We start from the raw sequence: 15,910 nt of genomic DNA, 5'->3' as shown, positions 1-15,910 counted from the left end.
TATTTTATAGTTTTGACTAGCTAGTTTTGATGGTTGCATTTACATCCTATAAGCTAGCCATAGTAAAGCTTTGATAGTTTTCGGAGATGTCTAATAGGACAACAAGCGGTACTGTAGAAGGAATTAATAACAAACTAAAGCTGATTAAGCGTTCAGGGTATGGATTTAGAAACTTTGACAATTTCCGAATTAGATGCCTATTAACTTGGCATCTTATTTAAGAGTTTAGCATAACAAGTACCGAAGAACCTGATCTTCTTGGTATCTGTATCATTAGAAGTTTTCATTGGCTGTTCCCTCGAAGGTAGGGTGTTGACTTTGGGTGTTTTTAGATGATATTTCTTCATACAGAATAGATGCCAAAAAATATCTTAGAGCTATAGCGGTTCCCACTCCGATGCGGTACAAAAAATTATATCGCAAGGTGTCGGGGCAATTCATGTAGACGCGGAGCGGCTTAAGGCAGGGTATTGCCCTTACGGGTGTACCTAACGTGAACGAGAACCGCTATAGCCCGATTAAGTTGAATATTTGTACTATAAAATAAATAATATTTTTCACCCAATTTTGGTATTTTGGCTCAGGCGATCGCTTAATTTTCAGTTCAAAAATTTGAAGTTTAATCCATAATTTCTTTCTTCAAGTGCGGCTGATACCTGAAATGTGGTAAAAAAGACAATAGTACATATGTTCGTACATAAGAGACTAGTACAGCGATAAATAAATTCGCCTACCCTTTTAAAAGGCTTCAAATGATGGCTTTTCAAGGTTACAATGGTGGGTTTATTTCCGCCATACTGTACTAGATATATCGGCAAGGCATTCAATCCCCATAAAATCAGGAGATAGGACACAAACCACATGAGATGAACTGGTGTCCAGAGAGGATTGATCTTGCAAAGGACAAATAACAAAGGACTTGCTCTATACCTTGTGGGGAAAAGTTCTTTATTCTTAGAAACGCAATTTCTCCCGGATTTCTCAATCAAGGAAAAAAAAACGTCTCTCTCGGACAAGTTATCGTGACAGTGACAATACTAAACTGTTCAGTCTAGTTACGTATTGCGTTGATGAGGAGTATGAGCAATACTCAAAAGTAATTTAACTAAGCAATACTTTATCAATGCCGCAGGTCATGCAGCCGAATGCCTTTCAGTTCATGGCTTTGGTTAATTACTTTTCTCCAGTCTGCCAGAACTGCCACGCTTTTGAGAAGTTGGGAGTAGAAGTAGTAGCCATAGATGGCAAAACTCATAGAGGCTCATATGACCGAGAATCTCAGCTAAAAGCCTTACACACTTTCAGTGCATGGTCAAGTAAACACCAGATCTCTTGCAAAAATAAATTAGCCTCAATTCTTTCTTGGCAGACTACTAGCATACGCTTTCAATCACTGTACACTGTACCGTATATGCTGTGCTTTATCCAGAATCCTTTGTGAGCAGGCTTTTTGAGACTTAACGGGAAAAGTCAGGTTGCACATCGAGTCATATAGTCATATTTTTATTAGAGCTAGTCTTGCTCTAGTCATATTTTCTTGTTATTAATTAAATACTAACATCATGTATTACGTAATACTACCTTGATCACTAAATGCAACAGTTAATGGTATGGATTTGGGATATAGAAATTACGCTTCCTTTCGTGCCTAATTGTCCAGAGTCAAGAGTAATTCTAGATTCTTGACCACCTCAACCAGAAAAAGTGCAATTTGTAGGCGCTATTGTATGTACTTCAAGCGCTTGATATCTAGAAAATTGGCAAATAAGTAAACCTGCACTGTACTGCCCCTTGCAAAAGTAGTATGTACTACTGAATCTAAATATTACCCCCAATTGCTAGCTCAATTCAGGGGACTTCCAAGAAATAAATTACTAGTACTTGTGCGGTGGTTTGAAAAGCCAGCCTTTGGCTACGGGCGGGCAAGATACCCACCCCAGAATAAGTAGTTGATTATTTTTTGATTTGCCATTCCCCAGACTTATACTAAGGACGGGTTGCAGCTTTAGTTTTAAAATCGCTAAAAGTATTGATATATAAAGATTTTTGCCTAGGCAAAAGTCTAGCAATCATCCGTTTTTAGTATACACCTAAATTCTAGATTCAGCGTGAAGAAACTCATCGATCAACTGATCTCCATTGCCTTCCGAAACCGCTATATTATCTTGGCAATCGTTGGACTGCTATTGATAGTTGGCTACGGAGCTTTTCGTACTCTAGAGATTGAGGCATATCCCGACTTCACTAATCCCCAAGTCAGTGTCATAACTATTCTGCCAGGGAAGGCAGCAGAAGAAATGGAACGCTTGGTTACTGTGCCACTAGAGAAGGAATTAAACGGTATTCCTGGTGAGATCGGCCTGCGTTCCACCTCCTTTCTTAACTTGTCGGTAATAATTGTTACTTTTGAAGATGGTCAACCAAGTCAGCTAGCTCGCCAGCAAGTGCTGGAGCGGATCGCTCAGGCGGATATTCCTAGCGATGCTAAACCTCAACTTGATGCTGATTCTAGTAGTGTAGGTGAAATTTATCGCTACACAGTGGAATCAAAGTACTACTCAGCGATGGAACGGAAAGCCATTGAAGACTGGGATTTAGAGAAGGCTTTTCGGCAAATTCCTGGTGTGATTGATGTAACTAGTTGGGGTGGTCCGATCAAGACCTACCAAGTGAATGTCGATCCTGTACGCTTAAAAGCCTTAAGCTTAAGCATCGACCAAGTGTCTCAGGCTTTGGGTAACTCCAACGCCACTGCGGGTGCTAACTACATCGGGAAGAATGGTCAGGCTTTTGTCGTCCGCAGTTTAGGACTACTGAAAAATATTGATGATATTAATAAAGTGGTAATTACGGCGACTCAAGGTGGAACGCCTATCCGCATCAAAGATGTTGCAACTGTCGATATTGGTTCAGGTGTCCGTCTAGGTCAATTTGGTAAGAACAGGGATAACGATGATGTAATGGGCATTGTACTAATGCGTCGGGGAGAGAATCCTTCTCGAGTGATTGAACGCCTTTACAAGAAGTTTCCCGAAATTCAGAAGTCCTTGCCTGAAGGAGTGCGGCTTGTACCACTGTACGATCGCCTACAACTAGTCCGGGAAACTCTCCACACCGTCTTCCATAACTTGGGAGAGGGAATTACCCTGGTAATAGTTGTACTGGTCGTGTTTTTATTTGACTTCACCAGTGGTTTGATCGCTGCTACTGTTATCCCCTTGGCATTGTTGTTTTCCTTTATTTGCCTGAACCTTTTTCACATTCCGGCCAATTTGCTGAGTTTAGGAGCAATTGACTTTGGGATCATTGTGGATGGGGCGGTGGTGATGGTAGAGAATGCTTTTAGCCGTTTGAGTGAAGAAGGTCATCATTTAAAGGATCGCAAGAGTCGGAACAATCTGGTCTTAGAATCGGCACAGCAGATGGGACCCCCAATTTTATTTGCCACCAGTATCATTTGTTGTTGCTTCATCGTCATTTTTGCTTTTGATGGGGTAGCGGGTAAGCTCTTTCGTCCTCTAGCTTTCACGATGAATTTCCAGCTGATAGGAGCAATGCTGATCTCCTTAACCATTATCCCAGTACTGATCTCATTTTTGATGACCCGTAAGCCAATAATCGAACGTGAAAGCCCAGTGGTCAGCTTGGTTCGATGGATATATAAACCAGTGCTGCGCTGGACAATAAATCACCCATTACCAGTACTTACAGCCTCTTTGGCGGCCTTAGCATTGGCAGTGGTACTCTTTTTACATACTGGCTCTGAGTTTCTGCCGGCTCTGGAAGAAGGTAACATTTGGCTACGGGCGACAGTACTACCTCCATCAATTTCCTTAGAAGAGGGAATCTTGGTTGCTGGTCGGATTCGCGAGATTATCGTCAAGTATCCAGAAATTAAAAATGTTACCAGCCAAACAGGTAGTCCTGATGATGCTACCGATCCTAACTTGTTCAGCAATCTTGAGTTCTTAGTAGACTTGAAACCTACTGACCAGTGGCGTTTACAGTTTCACGGTAATAAAGAAGAACTAGTCAGTGCTATGAACAAGGATCTCTCAGTGATTCCCAACGTAGATTACAACTTCTCACAGTACATCCAGGACAATGTGGATGAAGCTATTTCTGGTGCGAAGGGAAATCTGGGAATCAAAATATTTGGAGCAGATCTAAATATTTTGCAAAAATTAGGAGACCAAATAACTAGTATTGTTAGTCAAATTCCTGGCATGGTAGATGTTGCTGACGATCATCTCCTTGGTCAGCCCCAGTATCAGATAGTTGTAGATCGGGATGCTGCTAGCCGCTACGGTCTTAATGTTTCCGATATTCAAAATCTAGTTGCCACATCCGTGGGAGGGAAGACAGTTACGCAGCTTGTGGAAGGAGAGCGGCGATTCGACGTGTTGGTGCGTTTAGCCAAACCGTATCGCAACACTAAAGAGGCAATAGACAACCTACTAATTAATCCACCTGGACCAATCGGCCCAATTCCCCTTTCCCAGGTAGTTCATACTCAAGCTGTATCGGGAGCCTTAGTCATTAACCGTGAAGAGAACAAACGCCATATCATTGTCAAGGCAAATGTCCGGGGGCGCGATCTTGGGTCAGCCGTGGCGGAAGCACAGCAGAAAGTACAAGCGCAAGTGCATTTACCTGAAGGATATGAACTTGAGTGGGGTGGACAATTCCAGTACCAGCAAGAGTCCAACCAGCGATTGATGATAGTTGTACCAATGACTCTGAGTCTGATTTTCGTGATTTTATTTTTGGCATTTGGTTCAGCCCGCTATGCCCTGCTAATTTTAGTAGCAGTACCATTAGCAGCTATTGGTGGCGTAGTGGGTTTATTTATCACCCACACTTATTTCAGTATTTCAGCAGGGGTAGGATTTATTGCCCTCACAGGGGTAGCGGTGCAGAATGGTGTGATCATGGTCAGCTTTATTAACCAATTGTCCCAAAGCTATATTGAAAAGCTTTCTCAAGAATCAGGCTTTTCTGATATCGTCACATCTCCCCCCAGTATAAAAGCTCAAGCTGTCTACATCGCCCTGATTCAATTAGCAGTACAGAATAATAGCCTCAAGATGATTAACCATACTAAACTGTCACACGAAAAGGAGAAATTAATACCCTTCTTCATTACCAAGGCAGTCTATGAGGGGGCGCTGGCACGGATGCGTCCAGTACTAATGACAGCAACTGTGGCTATCTTAGGCTTACTGCCTGTAGCATCGTCAAATGGTATCGGTTCCCAAAGCCAGAAACCTTTTGCCATAGTTATCATTGGAGGATTGATCTCAGCAACTTTCCTCACCCTTTTAGTGCTGCCAACCTTGTACAACTTAGTGGAAAAAAACACAAATAAATATTTCAAAAACAGACAAGAAGAAACAGACTCTCCTTCTGTTGAACCGATTTTGGAGAAAGTAATACACGTTTGAACATCATATTGCGGGGATTTATTTTTTTGTGATGATCTTGATTATGAGGATGCAGCCCTACTACTTTTGGATATTCAATTTGCTGGTTCTAAGTCTTTTGTCTAGCTGTAGTCAGCAACAGAAAACTTCTTCTGGTGTTCCTTCAGATGCACCAAAGGACACGGGGAGTCAACCTCAACAAAATACACTCAGTTTGCCAACTCTGGCGCTAACTCCATCTTTTCAACAGAATACGGGTAGCCAATCTCAACAAAATACACTCAGTTTGCCAACTTTTGGGGTAACTCCATCTTTTCAACAGAATACGGGTAGCCAACCTCAACAAATTGCACAGGGTTTTCCAAATGCTGTGGTTGCTTCATCTCCTCAGCAGCTTATGGAGATTCAACCCCCAAAAAATGCACCGAGTTTCGCAATTTTTCAACCTCCTGTAGAAAAATCTCAGTCTCTTGCGTCTCTGAGGGATTTTTCACCTGACTCCAACAGCGATACTCAGACTGGACAACAAAAGTCTGAACAATCCACCGTTGCAACAACAAAACAACTTCAATCATCTCAGCCAAATCCAGTTCAACAGCAGTATCAGGCAAAGAATCTGCTCAATGAAAGTAGCTCATTAGCCCAGACAGATAAAGAACAAACAAACCCCAATGCCATCCTGCATCTAAGTCTCAAGGAAGCCTTTGAGAGAGCAGACGCTAGAAACCCTCAACTGCTAGCAGATCAGTACAATATCAAAACTAGTGCGGCGGGCATTAAGATCGCCGGAGCGATTCCCAATCCTCAGATAGGATTTGAATACGGTTTTGGGCCTCTCTACTCCCAAGCTGCTAACCCCCAACAGGTGAGCATTAACCAAACTGTGGAATTAGGGGGTAAGCGGTCTAAACGTTTGTCTGTCGCCAAATCTGAGTATGACTTAGCAATTTTACAGTATAATTCTAATCGTTTTGACATTCGTGGGCAAGTACGTCGAGCTTACGCTGAATTGGCTGCGGCCCAAGCAAGCGAACGCTCGCAGCAAGAACAGGTTGAACTACTCCAAAGATTGGTATACATATCCCGCAAGCGCTTTGAGGCGGGAGCTGCTCCTGAGGCAGAGTTACTACAAGCTCAACTAGTACTGAATCAAACAGAACCCCAACTCGGACAATCCAGAGGACGTATTCAACAAGCACGCATCCAGTTAAATGCACTCATGGGAGATAGTCCAACCCAGAATATCGAGATCACAGACCCCGGAATATTTAATGTAGCAGTCAAAAAGACAGAAATAGTACCCATAGCCAATGCGCCACTTCCAACCATCGATAATTTGCTTGTACAGGCTTACGAACAACGTCTAGACTTCAAGAGTGCCCAACAGCAGACCAAAGTTGCAAAAGAGCAACTACGTCTTGCTAAAGCTATGCGTATCCCTGACCTACAATTGAGTGGTGGCTATCAGTTCACTACTGCCAATACTCCTAATAGCAACACGAATGGTATATTTTTGGGTGTAGGAGCTAACTTGCCCATATTTTATAACCAGCAAGGGGAAGTGGCACAAGCCCAAGTAACAGTTGACCAGTCTATACAGCAGGAAAGCGTTGTGCGATCGCAAATTGCCGTTGATGTACATACTGCTTACGAGGCTTTGATCATTGCTCGTGAAAAAATCCGCAAGTACCAGTCAAAACTGCTGCCCGATTCTAGAGAAGTATTGGCTTTAGCTCAGGAAAGCTACCAAGTTGGCAAGACTAATCTAGCTAGTGCCCTCGCAGTTGAACAAGGAGACCAACAAAATCGCTCGGCTTACGTGGATGCAGTGACGGCTTACCAAAGTGCCTACGCGGATCTAGAAAAGGCGGTTGGCACTCCCCTATCGTTCTGACCAAATAATTTTTTAAGTGTAATGAGTGGCGAATTCTATAGATGAATTTAATTATTATGACACAGTTCTGTCGCCTTTATTTTTTTTATCTGTGTGTTCTGAGTCTGCTCACTGGTTGCGGTCAGAATTTGCAAACGCCTAAGTTTTTTTTATTAGCTTCAAAGGATACACAGACCAAACCTCAACCAGTTTCGGAACAGGATGTCAACATTCCTGAGGTTCCAGCAGAAGCTGCTCAACTTACTCAAGGACCGACCTATATTTCACTGACTCCCAAACAAGAGCAGCAAATAGGACTGAAGGTAGAAGTGGTGGAGTTCAAGCCTTTTCCAATTACTATCCAATTGACAGGGCGAGTTCATGCTGCTGATGATTTACTCACCCACATTTCCCCCCCAGTTCCCGGACGGGTGACTACTGTCTTTGTGAAATTAGGTCAACGTGTTAAGCGTGGTCAAACACTGGCTTTGATTAAGTCTGATACAGTCGGTCAACTTCAGTCGGATTTGTTGCAAGCGACTCTACAAAATAACGCGGATATCAAGCAAGCTCAGGTACAATTAAATTTTTCTGAAGCTGCTTACAAACGCGAGCAAAAGCTTTTTAATGACCGAATTGATGCTAAAACTGATTTAGAAACTGCTCGAACCCAATATGAGAAGGATAAAGCTAACCTACAAGCCTTGTATTCCAAGCTAAAGTCAACAATTATAATTGCGGAAGAACGTTCATCTTTATCTGGAGTGTCTGTAGGATTAGCCGCCCAAGTTGTACGTACAGGGCAAATCTACCCCTATGTTATAGTTAGCGCTCCCCGTGACGGTATTGTTATCAGCCGCACCATTAATAATGGCGATCTGGCCGACCCCAGCAAGGAACTTTTTACCCTAGCGGATCTGAGTCGAGTCTGGTTAGTCGGGGATACCTATGAGCAAGACGTTAATAAAGTACATGTTGGTCAGTCTGTGAAATTGACTTTTGACAGCTTACCTAACCAGGGTTTTTCTGGACGGATTAATTATGTTGCTAATTTACTCGACCCTCAAACTCGTACACTGTCAATTCGCGCAGATGTCCCCAATCCTGACTTGACTCTCAAACCAGATATGTTTGCACGCCTGAAAATGTTGGTACAGAATAGGAATCTACTCTCAGTACCTAAGAGCGCCATACAGCGTAAAGGCGATTACAATTTCGCCTATGTCAAGGTAGAAGAACATCGATATGAAGAACGTCGGGTAGAAGTAGGAGTCGAGAACGGAGATTCTACCCAGATTATCAAGGGTCTCAAGCCAGGTGAAATTGTAGTCTCCCAAGGAACCTTGGCTTTGCAGGGAGTGGCTTTGAAGCTTAGTAATGGCGGTTGAAGTGAGAGTGCGATCGCCTTACCACCATTGCAGACTGAGGTACGCAATTATGCTTTAGTCGTATTTTTGCTAACGCTATTCTTACTGTAGTCATATTTGCTTGCTATTACTTAAATATTAACTTCAGTTAGTACTTAATCCTAGCCTGATTAATGAATACAACACTTAATAGTATTGATTTTAACAGGTGTATATAACGGTTCCCACTCAAATGCGGTACAAAATTCTATCGCAAGGTGTAGGGGCAATTCATGTAGACGCGAACGCGAGTGCGTCTATCTGCGACACGCTGCGCGAACGTAGAGAAGCGGCTTCCCGCAGGGTATTGCCCCTACGGGTGTACCTCACGTGAACGAGAACCACTATATTTCCAGCCCGAAAAAAGTATTAATTATGCACATAATTTCTAGAGAAATAAATAACCTATGTTACTTAAAAATTACCTCCCTCTAATATCTTCAACGACACTGATTTTAGTAGCAGCGACTTTTGTTCCTGCTGTATATGCAAATTCCGTTGCATATTCTATTAGCTTCCCACACATCATTAAGACAACACAATTTGCTCAAGGTAAATGGGGAAATATTCGGCAGAGTTTTCAGTTAGAAATCCCTCAAAATAGCAGCATACTTTCCCAAATAAATATTGATATTCCCGAAGGACTAAGTGTAAAAAATGATATTAATATATTTGAGAAATCTGGTAGAGAAATCCCAGCAGCTACCTCTGTTAAAGGCAACAAGCTTACTATTATTTTTCCCCAGGCAATTTCTCCGGGAAATATAATCAGTATTGACTTAAATAAAGTGAGCAGAATAGGAATTTCTAATGCTTGGTTATACCGAGTATCCGCTAAATTTGTTGGGATTGATGCAGAAATACCCATCGGTATAGCTCAGTTTCGTCTTTCCTATTAATTCATAGGTAGTGGTAAGCTGCTCAAAAATCTGTATAGCAAACAGCACACTGACGATAAACAGGTGGCAAACAATTCCATAATCCTTTACAAGCGATCGCAAAAAATCAAACACAAAAACCCCGTTCCCAAGTGTATTACAATACTACAAAAAATATATGATTCTGTTTTTGAATTTTGAACGAACTTATTTTTGGAATGTCTAAAGCTTACGATTCTTGTACTATATAAACCGTATTGCTTTATACCAAGATAAAAATTGTCTTCTCAAAACAGCCGCACCCAAATAATATATATTTACCACTACTATTTCTGGCATAGATGTATCATTGGACACTGACCCTCAAGCTAAGATTACTTTTGTCGCACCTGAGTGTGATGCTACTAGGAATTAGCATCGTCAGTCTGGTGAGTCGCTTATCTGGGCAAAATTTTCAGGACGGAGTAGTAGCAGCCCTCGTTAGTTTCTTCAGTGTCAGTGCTGTTAGCATACTGACTTCACGCATTATTTTGCGTCCACTACTAACGGTGGAAAAGGCGATGCAGGCATTTGCCACTGGAGATTTAACAGCACGGGCACCTCACATTTCGATCCCTGAAATTAATAGCCTTGCCAATAGTTTTAACCATCTTGCCATTAGCTTACAAGGAGTCGAAGAGCGGCGACAAGAACTGACTAGCAATCTGGCTCACGAGTTGCGATCGCCCATTACCGTAATTCACGGCTATCTAGAAATGATAAATGTTGGGATGACGCAGATAACCTCCAATATACTTGGACAAATGACCCAAGAAATTGAGCGGTTAATTCGTTTAGTGGATGATTTACTCGAGCTCTCCAAAGTCGAGACGGGTTATTTGCCCTTAGAACTTCAGCCATTACCCCTCAAACCGCTCCTCAAGGAGATAGTGACAAACTTCGCAAGAGCAAAGTTACAGTCAAAGTGTCAACTTCAATTGCGGTTGTCAAATAATTTACCCCCTGCATATGCCGATAGCGATCGCGTCAAGCAAATTCTGATTAACCTGCTTGCAAACGCAATTACTTATACCCCTAACGGAACAGTAACCATTAGTGCTTGGTTGCAGGGCTATAACCTGTGGATTGCAGTGACAGATACAGGTATTGGAATTGCTCAAGAAGATTTGCCTAAAGTCTTTGATCGCTTTTGGCGGGCAGATCAGTCAAGAGATGCCAGAACGGGAGGATCTGGCATCGGATTGGCGATTACAAAACGATTGGTGGAACTACATAACGGAAAAATTGAAGTAGAAAGCGAACTAGGTAAAGGATCGACGTTTAGATTTTCACTCCCAAGTACTGAATAGTCATATTTTTGTTGGAGCTAGTCTTACTCTAGTCATATTTTCTTGTTATTAATCAATAATTAACGCACCTACTGCTTGTGAGAAATGCGGGTTTCGTGCTTGGTTGTCCAGAGTCAAGATTAATTCTAGATTCTTGAGTTTCTTAATTTCACGGTAAAGATGAAGAGAATACTGATTTATACTGCTGTATGTAGTGTAGCTACTGCATATTTTGTTTGTGCTGGCTATGCAAGTGCGAAAAATGATAATAATCAGGTTGCTAATATTGATAATAGTGGACAATTTCCTCCCACCTCGCAACTTGTTAAACAGACATTTCAATTACACATTCCCAAAAATGGCAATGCTCTTTCCGAGCTAATTATTGATGTTCCATCCCTACTAGCTGTAAGTAACGATATTGATATTTCGGACGATCAAGGTCAAAATATCAGAATTAACATCTCTATCAAGGGTAGAAGAATTATTATAGATTTTCCTAAACCAGTTACTTCTAGTACAACTAAATTGCAAATAAATCTAAATAAAGTAAAACAACCAAGAATTGCTTCTACTTCTAACTACCATCTTTCAATTAAAGTCGTTGGTAGTGATGTAGAGATTCCTCTAGGTGAAGCTTCGTTTCCTACATTTGAGTAGATCGAAAACTTTTAAAGTTTGACGAGAAAATATTTATCAGATTGGGGGACTTTTTTTTACGATCGCTCTTCTACCCCCCTGAATGGTTACTCGTTTGGTATTACTCAATTAAAGGTATTGGTATGGCTGTTATCTTAGTAATCGAAGATGAAATAAATGTTGCCGCGATGATTCGTGTCTGTGTAGAGAGCGAAGGACATATTTGTCACGTTGCACACAATGGGAATGAGGGGCTAGACAAATTTTGTAAAGTACAACCAGATATTATCATTCTCGACTTAATGCTCCCAGGGATAAATGGCTTAGATATTTGTGCCCATATTCGCCAGTTCATTAAATCTAAGCAGAAAGATCCGTACATCATGATGTTGACAGGTAAAGTCGAGGAAAGCGATCGCATCATTGGATTTTCTACTGGGGCTGATGACTATATGCCGAAGCCTTTTAGCCCCGTAGAACTAGCAGTACGGCTCAGAGTATTGCTTAGACGAGAGTTGCGACAGCAAGCAAATTCAGAAGGCATGATCGAAACTCGCCATTTACTGATTGATCAAGAACGCAGGATTGTCCATTTCAAATACACCAATCACACAACAGAAATAGTTAAACTCACTACATTGGAGTTTAACTTGCTAGTGGTATTAGCCAAACGACCAGGACGAGTTTGGAGCCGTTCGCAGCTGCTTGATACTGTTTGGGGGATAGATTATGAGGGGGACTTTCGCATAGTCGATTCTTACATTAAGCGTTTACGACAGAAACTATACAGAACCGATCCTACTGGTGAAAAACTAGATAAGACTCAGTTCATTTGCACGGCTCCTGGGATTGGCTATAGTTTTACGGACTAAACCAAGCGAGAAATGCTAATTATGAGGGAAATGGTACGCTTGTAAAGCCGAAATACTTGTGGTTTAAGCAGTTTGCAATTACTTGCGTAATTCATGCCGAAGTTTCGTCATTATTATAGAACCCATTTGACATCTTAGGAAACGTTTGCAAGTATTTTCAGATTAGGCAATGAACTATGACTTACCCCGGATTTCTCACCAGATTTATCAAACCGAAGTGCAGAGGTCGTAGGGGCGGGTTAAGCAAGACATTCATGAATGAATGGCACTAAGAAAAGCCCAAAAGCCTGTGTAGCCTCGTTCCCAGCCTCCAGGCTGGGAATGTATTCCGAGAGGCTCCGCCTCTGGTCAAGAAAGAGGAGGCGGAGCCTCCCAGAATGGGTTCCCAGCCTGGAGGCTAGGAACCAGTCAGCGCAAGGGCTGTATCTTAACTTAGTGCCATTCATTCATGAATGATGGATCATATCTGTTAACCCGCCCCTACTGCTTGTGAGAAATGCGGGTTACATACTGTACAAATGAGACATTATATGTATCCAGACTTAAATGGCTAGAATTTTTCAGGAATCCTAGTAATCTATACTTTTGTCACTAAACACTAATAAAAAATTAAAATAATTGCTAATAATTCTTATTTCCATCATATATAATAATCCCAGTAAAAAATGTGGAATATAGGGTTACAGATAATCTTCGGTGTGTAAGGATTTCAATTCATGATGAGTGCTATTCGCGGTTATTTTTTCACAAGTCCGGCAATTCTAGCGATATTTATTACCTTAAATTCTTCCAGCCAAGCTGCTGTTCCATCTCAAGCTGACAGACAACAACAATCCTGGGAGCAAGTGGCAGATGCGCCATCTCAACCATTAACTCAGGTAAATTCGACTTCTGAGTCCTCGGATGTAAAACCTACAGACTGGGCTTTTCTTGCACTGCAATCTTTGGTAAAAAACTATGGGTGTGCAGGATACCCAAATGCGAAATTTCCTGGTAATCAGTCAATAACACGCGATGAATTTGCTCACGCTCTAAATGCTTGCCTGAATCGTGTCAATGAATTGCTTGCAACCACAGCTGATTCAGATGTCGTAAAAAAAGAAGATTTAGTCAATATCAAGAAATTGCAACAAGCATTTCAGGTCGAATTAGCAAAATTTTGGGGGCATGATGCTGTGGCAGCAAATACTCCTTCTGTGCCAGCAAATCAATCTTCTCCCACAACCAAACCTAGTGCTGACAAGCCGCCAGAGCTAAACCCCAAACCCGATGCAAATAAAAAACAGGTTGCCGAGAACTCGAATGCTCACTTTCAGTCTCAGGTAACTAAACTGGCAACACAAATCCCCGAAAAAGAGACAACTGTCGCTCCCATCGGGATTAAGCAACTCACAGCCAAGACGGAAACGGTGGCAGTACCAGTACCCGGTACAGTCGAGATGTCTGCTGATAAATTACAGCCTAGTTCTCCAACATCAGACTCACCAGTCTCTCAAGCACCTGCGATTGTGCCGCCTGCAACCCCGACTCCGGCGAAAAAACAGAAATATAAGTTTAGCTATTTGGGGATAGGGGTGAACTTCGGATCTGGTGGTCAGACTAGTGCTTTGGGCGCAACTAGCTTTGCCGCATTTAGCAAATTTGCCCTTAGTCCTTCTTTTTCCATCCGACCGGCTCTTTTGGTCAACCAAAATCAAACAGTTTTGTTACCCATCACCTATAACTTTCCCATCTCAGGACCAGGACATATTGATCCCTATATTGGTTTGGGAATGCAGTCATCATCACCATTTTCCTCAGCGTTTACAAAGAGTGATTTGTTGCTCACAGGCGGTATCGACTATCCGATCAATTCTCACCTGGCGCTGACGGGGGGAGTGAATCTGGGAACATTCAACAGCTCTGGTGTTGGTGGTTTGCTGGGGCTTGCCTATATCTTCAACACTGCGCCTGGTCCAGAGTCAAGTACCACCTCTGCTCCAGAGCCAGGTACTACACCGGATCAAGCAGGAGTTCCAGAGCCAGGTACTACACCGGATCAAGCAGAAAAGGAACATCACATCACCGAAAACTGGAATGCCCACGTTCAGGGGACTTTTATCTACCAGGACAAGCCAGGGTTTAATGCCCTTTATTCAGGGGCGAATAGTTTACCGAATACTCCCAAACACTTTACCTATAGCTACAGTTTCACTGGCTTTTTTGGGGTGCGTCTGTGGCAGAACGGCGAGTTTTATTTAGACCCAGAAATATCCTCGGGGATAACACCGAGTGAAAATTTGATAGGGCTAGCATTTTATCCAGATGGCGAGGATCAAAAATCAGCATCATTACCGCCATTACTGTATATGGCAAGAGCTTTTCTGCGCCAAACCTGGAATTTGGGAGGAAACAAGACGTTTGTCGAATCTGGACAAAACCAACTGGCTGAGGATGTGAGTAGCCAACGACTGGTCTTGACTGTGGGCAAACTGGCTGAAACCGATTTGTATGGTCCCAATCAATATTCTGGCAGCCCACGCACTCAATTTTTCAACTATGCCTTTCTTACCTATGGGGCGTTTGACTACGCTTCTAATGCTCGTGGCTATACTGTTGGAGCCGCTTTGGAGTATTTCCTGGATAAATGGACGTTTCGGCTGGGGCGGTTTGCTCTGACGACTATATCCAATGGACCGACCTTGGATTGGAATCTGTTAGAGCATTATAACGATGCCATTGAGATCGAACATTCCTATGTCCTTGCTGGACAAACGGGCAAGCTGCGTATCATGGGTTTTCACGATCACGCCGTTATGGCTTCATTCCAGGATGCTTTGAATCAGTGGCAAGCGAATGGAGAGGTTGGCGTACCCAATATTGCAAATGTCAGGAATAAGGAACAAGACCAGTATGGCTTCGGTATTGGGCTGGAACAAAGTCTCGGCAGGGATGTAGGACTGTTTGTGTTCGGCAGTTGGAACGATGGTCGTACTGAAAATTACAGCTATATAGATGCTGAAAGGTCACTTACTACAGGCCTGAGCATTCAAGGCACCGGTTGGGGGCGACCACGGGATACCCTTGGTTTGGGATATGCGATGGATGGCATCGGCTCATCGTTTCGTCAGTATCTAGCAGATGGGGGACTCGGCACCTTTGTTGGTGATGGAAACCTGAACTACCACCCAGAAAAGGTCTTTGAGACTTATTACAATTTGAGTGTGACGAAATCCACCACACTGGGGTTAGACTTTCAGTACCTCCGTGATCCGGGTTACAATTCCGACCGTGGTCCTGTGTTCTTCGGAGGTGTACGGTTACACTTTGAGATATAACCAGAAAATTTCGTTGTGAGCAGCCTATATAAATACCTTTATAGCTTTTGCGAGGAATTGCTTGTTGCTTACAAACTGAACTAGGACTTACGCATTGACAAAATAACAAAATAGTGAATTGATAAATATGGGTCGTCTAGTAATGGATATCGAAGAATGAGAGAAATTACTAAA

The 15,910-nt window shown here is 42.5% G+C and carries 9 protein-coding genes and 1 pseudogene; 9 read left to right on the top strand and 1 reads right to left on the bottom strand.

Features of this window, described 5'->3' with window-relative positions; translation table 11 throughout:
• Positions 1–95 precede the first annotated feature (95 nt).
• A pseudogene (locus V7K76_RS25195) lies at positions 96–221 on the top strand (transposase); the annotation flags it as partial.
• Between the two features lie 899 nt (positions 222–1,120).
• Here V7K76_RS25195 and V7K76_RS25190 read toward each other — a convergent pair.
• The gene (locus V7K76_RS25190) at positions 1,121–1,255 is read right to left on the bottom strand and encodes a hypothetical protein (RefSeq protein ID WP_334779985.1); all 135 of its coding nucleotides are present in this window, start codon (positions 1,253–1,255) and stop codon (positions 1,121–1,123) included.
• Positions 1,256–2,108: 853 nt separating this feature from the next.
• Between V7K76_RS25190 and V7K76_RS25180 the strand changes: the two genes are divergently transcribed.
• The 8 genes from V7K76_RS25180 to V7K76_RS25145 all read left to right on the top strand — a co-directional run bounded on the left by V7K76_RS25180 (position 2,109) and on the right by V7K76_RS25145 (position 15,736).
• Entirely contained in the window at positions 2,109–5,444 is a 3,336-nt protein-coding gene (locus V7K76_RS25180) for an efflux RND transporter permease subunit (RefSeq protein WP_334779984.1), read from the top strand.
• Between the two features lie 79 nt (positions 5,445–5,523).
• Positions 5,524–7,317 (top strand): TolC family protein, encoded by a 1,794-nt coding sequence (locus tag V7K76_RS25175; RefSeq protein ID WP_335030154.1) that lies wholly within the window; start codon positions 5,524–5,526, stop codon positions 7,315–7,317.
• A gap of 41 nt (positions 7,318–7,358) precedes the next feature.
• Positions 7,359–8,684, top strand: coding sequence for an efflux RND transporter periplasmic adaptor subunit (locus V7K76_RS25170; RefSeq protein ID WP_335030153.1), 1,326 nt, complete (start codon positions 7,359–7,361; stop codon positions 8,682–8,684).
• Positions 8,685–9,109: 425 nt separating this feature from the next.
• The gene (locus V7K76_RS25165; RefSeq protein ID WP_334729619.1) at positions 9,110–9,601 is read left to right on the top strand and encodes a DUF2808 domain-containing protein; all 492 of its coding nucleotides are present in this window, start codon (positions 9,110–9,112) and stop codon (positions 9,599–9,601) included.
• A gap of 320 nt (positions 9,602–9,921) precedes the next feature.
• Entirely contained in the window at positions 9,922–10,929 is a 1,008-nt protein-coding gene (locus V7K76_RS25160) for a HAMP domain-containing sensor histidine kinase (RefSeq protein WP_334779980.1), read from the top strand.
• A gap of 159 nt (positions 10,930–11,088) precedes the next feature.
• Positions 11,089–11,568: a hypothetical protein gene (locus tag V7K76_RS25155; protein WP_334779979.1), complete on the top strand. Its 480-nt coding sequence runs from the start codon at positions 11,089–11,091 to the stop codon at positions 11,566–11,568.
• A 122-nt stretch (positions 11,569–11,690) separates the two neighbouring features.
• Positions 11,691–12,419, top strand: a complete 729-nt coding sequence (locus tag V7K76_RS25150) for a response regulator transcription factor (RefSeq protein WP_334779978.1) — start codon at positions 11,691–11,693, stop codon at positions 12,417–12,419.
• Between the two features lie 716 nt (positions 12,420–13,135).
• Positions 13,136–15,736 carry an iron uptake porin gene (locus V7K76_RS25145; protein ID WP_334779977.1) on the top strand — a complete coding sequence of 867 codons (2,601 nt, stop codon included), beginning with the start codon at positions 13,136–13,138 and terminating at the stop codon, positions 15,734–15,736.
• Positions 15,737–15,910: the final 174 nt, after the last annotated feature.

Origin of the sequence: Nostoc sp., assembly GCF_036917975.1 — a bacterium.
GTDB lineage: Bacteria > Cyanobacteriota > Cyanobacteriia > Cyanobacteriales > Nostocaceae > Nostoc.
The sequence above is the reverse complement of the archived record's forward strand: the minus strand, read 5'-3'. Positions and strand labels throughout refer to the sequence as shown.